We start from the raw sequence: 6,708 nt of genomic DNA, 5'->3' as shown, positions 1-6,708 counted from the left end.
CCGCGTAGGGCCTGGAGCGCACCGCGCTCGCCCCAGGCCGTGGCCCTGGTGCTGGCGCTGTGGCTGCTGGCCACCGCCAACTGGGCGCTGTGGCGGCGCCTGCCCCACCTGGAAGGCTATGACGGCAGCCTGGCCGCCCTGGTGCTGCGGCTGCTGCCCCTGGGCCTGGGCGGCCTGCTGCTGCTGCTGTCGCTGACGGCCTGGCCGCGCGGCATGAAGCCGCTGTGGATTGCCCTGCCCTGGATTGCCGGCGCGGCCCAGTACTTCATGACCGCCTACGGCACGGTGATGGACGGCGGCATGATCAACAACATCCTGCAGACCGACCTGCGCGAGAGCAGCGACCTGTTCAACCCCCAGCTGCTGCTGCAGCTGCTGCTGGTGGCCGGACTGCCCACGGCCTGGCTGCTGCGGCTGCGCGTCATCCGCCCGCGCCGCAGCATGCAGACCGTGCTGCGCACGCTGGCGCTGCTGGCCGCCTCGGTGCTGCTGCTGGCGGCCTCGGTCTTTGTCTCCTACCGCGAGCTGGCGCCCGTGGTCCGCAACAACCTGTGGATGCGCCACATGCTCAATCCGGTCAGCCCGGTGCTGGCCTCGCTGGACGCGGTGCTCAAGCCCATCCTGCGGCCCAAGCGCCCGTTTGCCAGCATTGCGGCCGGCGCCACGCTGGGGGCCACCTATGCGGCCGAGCGCAAGCCGCCGCTGTTCGTCATCGTCGTGGGCGAGACGGCGCGCGCCGCCAACTGGGGCCTGAACGGCTATGCGCGCGACACCACGCCCGAGCTGGCCAGGCGCCAGGTGCTCAACTGGAGCAACGTGACCTCCTGCGGCACCAGCACGCGCGAATCCGTGCCCTGCATGTTCTCGCACCTGGGCCGCACCGGCTTCTACAAGAGCAAGGTGGACTACGACAACCTCGTGGACGTGCTGTACAGCGCCGGCCTGGCCGTGCTGTGGCTGGACAACCAGGCCGGCTGCAAGGGCGTGTGCGAACGCATTCCCAACGCCAGCACCGCCGACCGCCTGGACACGCCCGACGGCAAGGCGCTGTGCTCCAGCGATGGAGAATGCCTGGACGGCATCCTGCTCAGCGGCATCGACGAACGCATCGCCGCGCTGCCGCGCGAGCGCCGCGAGCGCGGCGTGGTGCTGGTCATGCACGAGATGGGCAGCCACGGCCCGGCCTACTACAAGCGCTCCACGCCCGAGACCAAGGTCTTCCAGCCCGAATGCCTGACCAATGCGCTGTCCAGCTGCTCGCGCGAGCAGGTGGTCAACGTCTACGACAACTCCATCCGCTACAACGACCACTTCCTGTCGCAGACCATCGACTGGCTGGCAAGCCAGCAGTCGCGCTACCAGACCGGCATGGTCTACATGTCCGACCACGGCGAGTCGCTGGGCGAGATGGGCATCTACCTGCACGGCATGCCCTACGCCATGGCGCCCGACGAGCAAAAGCACATTCCCATGATTGCCTGGCTGGGCAACCTGGGCGAGCGCACCGGCGTGTCCGAACGCTGCGTGCGCGGCCAGCTGGACGCGCCGCTGTCGCACGACAACCTCTACCACACCACCCTGGGCCTGCTGGACGTGACCAGCCCCACCTACCAGAAGCCCCTGGACGCGCTGGCCGGCTGCCGCAGTTGAGCCGCCCGCGCAGGCGGCTCAGCCCTGTTGCCAGAAGCCCCGGTGCGGCGCCAGCATCTCCTCCTGCAGCGCAGGCACGGGCCCCACGACCTGCACGCTGCGCTGCCCGCGCGCGAAGACCTCGCGACAGGGCAGGGACAGCGTGGGATTTTCGGGATGGTCGCCCGTCAGCGCCAGCAGCGCCGTTTCCTCGGCGCCGTAGAGCACACGGCCTATGCCGGCCCAGTAGATGGTTCCGGCGCACATGGCGCAGGGCTCGAAGGTGGTGACCAGGGTGCACTGCGCCAGGTAGGCGCCCGGATAGTTGGCGGCGGCCGTGCGCGCCAGCGTGGACTCGGCATGGTTCACCGTGTCGATGTTGCCCTGCTCGGCCAGCACGGTCTCGCCATCGGGCGCCAGCAGCAGCGCGCCAAAGGGATGGCGGCCCATGGCCATGGCCCGCCCGGCCACGGCGCCTGCGCGCCGCAGCTGGCGGGCCGCCTGTTCGTCGGTCAGGGGCGTCATGGAAGGTGTCGTCGCGGGTGCGGGCGTCATGGCCGGATTTTCCCTCACTCGCCCTGCGAGCCGCGCCGGGCCCAGCCGGTGGTGCGCTTTTCGATGGCGCTGAACAGCTCGTACATCACCATGGCCATGGCGCCCACCACGATCAGGCCGGCAAAGGCCAGGCCCATCTGCATGGACGAGCCGGCCGACACCAGCAGGTAGCCGATGCCTTCGTTGGCCGCCGTCATCTCGCTGACCGTGGTGCCCACGAAGGCCAGGGTGATCGCCACCTTGAGCGAGCCGTAGAAGTACGGCATGGAGCGCGGCAGGCCGACCTTGATCAGCACGTCCCAGCGCCGGGCGCCCAGCACGCGCAGCACATCCTCCAGCTCGGGCTCCAGCGTGGCCAGGCCGGTGGCGATGTTGACCATGATGGGAAAGAAGCTGATCAGGAAGGCCGTGAGGATGGCCGGTCCCGCGCCGATGCCGAACCAGACCACCAGGATGGGCACGAAGGCCGCCTTGGGCAGCGCGTTGAAGGCCGTCATCAGCGGATAGAACGCCGCATAGGCCAGGCGCGAGGAGCCGATCAGAAAGCCCAGCAGCACGCCCACCACGATGGCGATGCCAAAGCCCGCCATCGTCACCCAGTAGGTGCGCCAGGCGTGGGCGGCGATGATGCCGCTGAACTCGGCCAGCTGCCGGCCGATGGCCCAGGGGCTGGGGAAGATGAATTCCGAGACCTCGAAGGCCGAGCAGATGACCTGCCACAGCAGGATGACCGCCAGCAACAGCACCCAGGGCGCCCAGCGTTCCGCGTATTTCTTGTGCATGTGAATCTCCCCCGTTCTATTGTTGGATGGCCGCGCCGGTCTTGCGCATGGCGCCGATGTGGCCGCGCAGCTCGTGCACGATGTCGGTGAATTCGCGCGTGTAGGTCAGCTCCAGCTCGCGCGGGCGCGGCAGCTCGATGTCGCGGCGCACCACGAAGCGGCCCGGGCTCTTGCTCATCACGTACACGGTGTCGGCCAGGAAGACGCTCTCGCGCAGGTCGTGCGTGACCAGGATGACGTTGAAGCGCTGCTCGGCCTGCAGGTCGCGCAGCACGCACCACAGCTCCTCGCGCGTGAAGGCGTCCAGCGCGCCGAAGGGTTCGTCCAGCAGCAGCATCTGGGGCTCGTGGATCAGCGCGCGGCAGATGCTGGCGCGCTGCTGCATGCCGCCCGACAGCTGCCAGGGGTACTTGTCCTCGTAGCCGCCCAGGCCCACCTTCTGCAGCAGGGCGCGCGCACGCGCCTCGTACTCCTTGCGCTTTTGGCGGAACTGCGAGCGGTGCGGCTCCACGATCTCCAGCGGCAGCAGCACGTTGTCCACCGTGGTGCGCCAGGGCAGCAGCGACGGCGCCTGGAAGGCCATGCCCGAGATCTTCAGCGGCCCGGTCACGCGCTCGCCGTTGACCATGACGCGGCCCATGGACGGCATCTTCAGCCCCGTGGTCAGCTTCATGAAGGTGGACTTGCCGCAGCCCGAGGGGCCGACGATGGCGATGAACTCGCCGCGCCGCACCTGCAGGTCGATGGCCTCGACCGCGAAGTGGTTGGCGCGCAGCAGCTCCTCGTTGTAGGCAAGCCAGACGTCGCGGAACTCGACGAAGAAGGCGTCGTCATCGCCGTGGGATGTGGAGGAATTCATGTCAGGCAGCAGGCAAGGGCCGGCGCGTCGCCCGCTGGCGCACGCGCACGGTGTCAATCACTTTGTCGTCACTTCTTGGGCAGGATGTTCAGCTCGGCCGCGGACGGCAGGAAGCTGCCGTTCCAGACCTCGGCCGGGTTCACGCGCGTCTTGGTGGCGTAGACATCGGAGACCTGCGACGCCATCAGCGACAGCCGTGTGGGCACGACCTGGCCAAAGCCTTCGGCACGCGCGTCGGCGCTGTTGACCACGGTGTCGATGGCCAGCTGCAGGCGGCGCGTCTCCAGCTGGGTGTTGACGATGCCGTCGCGCTCCTTCACGTAGGCAATGGCCGCGCCCGGGTTGGCGATGACTTCCTTGGCCCCCTTGGCGAAGGCCTGCAGGAAGGCCTTGATGGCCGCCGGGTTCTCCTTGATCAGCTTCGGGCTGGCGATGATGGCGTTGCCGTACAGCTTCACGCCGAAGTCCGCATAGGGCATGACCACCACGTCGGCGGCCTTGATGCCGCGCGCCTCCAGGTTCAGCAGCGAGGTGAAGGTGAAGCCCGTGATGGCATCCACATCGCCGCGCACCAGCATGGTCTCGCGCAGCGGCGGGTCCATGGCCGTCCACTGCACGGTGCCGACCTGGTTGGCCTTGGCGAACAGCGGGAAGGCGCGGCGGCCCGCATCGAACACGGGCGCGCCCAGCTTCTTGCCGGTGAGGTCGGCCGTCCTGGCGATGCCGCTTTTCTTGAGCGCCATCACCGAGGCCGGCGTGTTGTTGTAGACCATCATCACGGCCACGGGCTTGTTGGGCATGTCCGGGTTGTTGGCCTGGAACTCCATCAGCGCTGCGATGTCGGCAAAGCCCAGGTCATAGGCGCCCGAGGCCACGCGCTGCACCACGCCGCCCGAGCCGCTGCCGGCATCGACCGTGACATCCAGGCCCGCGTCCTTGAAGTAGCCCTTGGCCACCGGCTGCAGGAAGAAGGCGGCCGGCCCCTCGAAGCGCCAGTCCAGCTGGAACTTCAGCGGCGTGGCCGCGTGGGCCTGTGTATGGGCCGTTGCCAGGCCCGCGCTGGCGGACAGGGCCAGGACGGTGTGCAGGAACAGTCGTTTTTGCATGGTGGGCTTCCTCTCTGGTGGTCAAAAGAAACGGTGGGGACGGAACGGGGCCGGGTCAGCTTTTCCAGGCGCCCTGGTGCGATGCGGCGGCCTCGCCGATCAGCGCCGGGCCTACGCATTCGATGGCGTGGGACGAGGCGGCGAACACATCGCGGCAGGACAGCTCGGCATCCTTCTGGTCCAGGCGCTCGCCGCGGAATTCGCGCAGGCGCACGGCGTCTATGCCGTAGACCACGCGGCCTATGGCCGACCAGAAGATGGCGCCCGCGCACATCACGCAGGGCTCGGCCGATGAATACAAGGTGGCTGCGGACAGCGCCTCGCGGTCATGCAGGGGGCTGGCCAGGCGGATGGCCGACAGCTCGGCATGGGCCGTGCAGTCGCCGCTCTCGCCGTTGGCGTTGGAGGCCTCGGCCAGCACGCGGCCATCGGCGGCCACGATGAGTGCGCCGAAAGGGCGATTGCCGCGCTGGCGCGCGCGGTCGGCCATGGCGATGGCGCGGCGCAGGTACAGGCCGTCGCGCTCGTCGAGCGAGGCCTCAAGGGGCAGTGAAACGGTGGCGTGGTCCATGTGCACTCCCTCAGGCCTTGGCCATGCGCGCGGCCAGCGGCGGCAGCAGGCTGCGGTTGAAAAGCGCGTCGGCCGACACGGGTGCCTTGAGGCCGAAGACCTGGCTGACCTGCTCGGCCTGTCGGGCCAGCAGCTGCGGGTCGATGTCGCCCAGGCCGTGGCGCTGCGTATCGGGCGCGGCCAGGTATTGCGAGGTGATGGCCCAGCGCGCCAGTTCCAGCTTTTCATCCAGGATGGGCTCGCGCTGGCGCACGGCGGCCACGGCCAGCGAGGGCTGGGCCAGGCATTCGATGAGGGCACGGTTGCTGGCACGCAGGAATCCCGCCACCAGCGCCGGCTGCTCGGCCACCAGAGCGCTGGAGGCCAGGATGGCATTGCCGTACAGCTGCACGCCCGCATCGGTGTAGCGCAGCACCGACAGCTCCTCGGGCTTGATGCGTGCGAACAGCGACACGGCCGAGTCATGGAAATAGGTGGCCGCATCCACATCGCCGCGCACCACCACGTTGTCGCGCGCCGAGAACTCCGTCGTGGTCCAGGCGAACAGGTCGGCCGGCAGGTTCTGGCGCTGCGCGACCAGGGGCCAGACGCGGCGCGTGGACTCCACGGCGGCGGCGGCCACCTTCTTGCCCTTGAGGCTGGCGAACTCGCCCGTGATGCCCCGGTCCTTGCGGCCGATGATGGCGAACGGCGCGCGGTTGTAGTACTGGTAGACGGCCTGCACGCGCGCCGCGCCCGCGTTCTGCGCATTGAACTCGATCAGCGAGCTGATGTCGCCCAGGCCCAGCTGGTAGGCGCCACTGGCCACCCGTGTGATGGATGCCACCGAGCCCGAGCCCACGTCGATGCTCACGTCCAGCCCCTCGTCACGGTAGTAGCCCTTTTGCAGCGCCACGAAAAAGGGCGCGGTCTGCGAGGTCACGCGAAAGTCCAGCGTGAACTTCAGCGGTGTCAGCGCCTTGCCCTGGGCGAAGGCCCCGGGCATCACGGCACTGGCAGCGGGAAGGGCGGCGGCGGCAAGGAAATGGCGGCGTTGCATGGTGGAACTCTCAGTCGCTATCAACATGGGGACCGGCCGCTGGCATGGGGCCGGGCGGCTGGCGTGACATGAGCAATTTCCGGGCAACGCGCACTGGGCGCGTGCTGAACGCTTCTACTCGTTCGTCCTTGTATGCAAAGTGCGTACCACCCCCTGAGTCGCTTCGC

The 6,708-nt window shown here is 68.7% G+C and carries 7 protein-coding genes; 1 reads left to right on the top strand and 6 read right to left on the bottom strand.

Translation table 11 applies throughout. From position 1 onward, the window contains the following. Positions 1-1,650 (top strand): phosphoethanolamine transferase (locus L995_RS01340; protein ID WP_047468396.1); only part of this gene is annotated, 1,650 nt, incomplete at its 5' end. Positions 1,651-1,668: 18 nt separating this feature from the next. Here L995_RS01340 and L995_RS01335 read toward each other — a convergent pair. From L995_RS01335 to L995_RS01310, 6 genes are all read right to left on the bottom strand, one after another. After that, positions 1,669-2,184 (bottom strand): nucleoside deaminase, encoded by a 516-nt coding sequence (locus tag L995_RS01335; protein WP_082001457.1) that lies wholly within the window; start codon positions 2,182-2,184, stop codon positions 1,669-1,671. Between the two features lie 14 nt (positions 2,185-2,198). Next, positions 2,199-2,966: an ABC transporter permease gene (locus L995_RS01330; protein WP_012203071.1), complete on the bottom strand. Its 768-nt coding sequence runs from the start codon at positions 2,964-2,966 to the stop codon at positions 2,199-2,201. A gap of 16 nt (positions 2,967-2,982) precedes the next feature. Further along, a complete protein-coding gene (locus L995_RS01325; protein WP_017406667.1) occupies positions 2,983-3,825 on the bottom strand; it encodes an ABC transporter ATP-binding protein in 843 nt (280 codons plus the stop codon). 68 nt (positions 3,826-3,893) lie between these two features. Further along, entirely contained in the window at positions 3,894-4,931 is a 1,038-nt protein-coding gene (locus L995_RS01320) for an ABC transporter substrate-binding protein (RefSeq protein ID WP_017406666.1), read from the bottom strand. Positions 4,932-4,986: 55 nt separating this feature from the next. Continuing rightward, positions 4,987-5,502, bottom strand: a complete 516-nt coding sequence (locus tag L995_RS01315) for a nucleoside deaminase (protein ID WP_047468392.1) — start codon at positions 5,500-5,502, stop codon at positions 4,987-4,989. A gap of 10 nt (positions 5,503-5,512) precedes the next feature. Then, positions 5,513-6,541 (bottom strand): ABC transporter substrate-binding protein, encoded by a 1,029-nt coding sequence (locus tag L995_RS01310; protein ID WP_047468389.1) that lies wholly within the window; start codon positions 6,539-6,541, stop codon positions 5,513-5,515. Between the last annotated feature and the right edge of the window lie 167 nt (positions 6,542-6,708).

The sequence above is a fragment of the Delftia sp. ZNC0008 genome, from assembly GCF_000799035.1.
Lineage (GTDB): Bacteria > Pseudomonadota > Gammaproteobacteria > Burkholderiales > Burkholderiaceae_C > Comamonas > Comamonas tsuruhatensis.
Note: the sequence above shows the minus strand (reverse complement) of the source record. Positions and strands in the feature narration are given on the sequence as shown.

Excerpts from the sequence above, each read along its gene's own strand:
- L995_RS01325 (WP_017406667.1), bottom strand. The coding sequence starts at position 3,825 with ATGAATTCCTCCACATCCCACGGCGATGACGACGCCTTCTTCGTCGAG.
- L995_RS01335 (WP_082001457.1), bottom strand. The coding sequence starts at position 2,184 with ATGACGCCCGCACCCGCGACGACACCTTCCATGACGCCCCTGACCGAC.
- L995_RS01330 (WP_012203071.1), bottom strand. The coding sequence starts at position 2,966 with ATGCACAAGAAATACGCGGAACGCTGGGCGCCCTGGGTGCTGTTGCTG.
- L995_RS01320 (WP_017406666.1), bottom strand. The coding sequence starts at position 4,931 with ATGCAAAAACGACTGTTCCTGCACACCGTCCTGGCCCTGTCCGCCAGC.
- L995_RS01310 (WP_047468389.1), bottom strand. The coding sequence starts at position 6,541 with ATGCAACGCCGCCATTTCCTTGCCGCCGCCGCCCTTCCCGCTGCCAGT.
- L995_RS01315 (WP_047468392.1), bottom strand. The coding sequence starts at position 5,502 with ATGGACCACGCCACCGTTTCACTGCCCCTTGAGGCCTCGCTCGACGAG.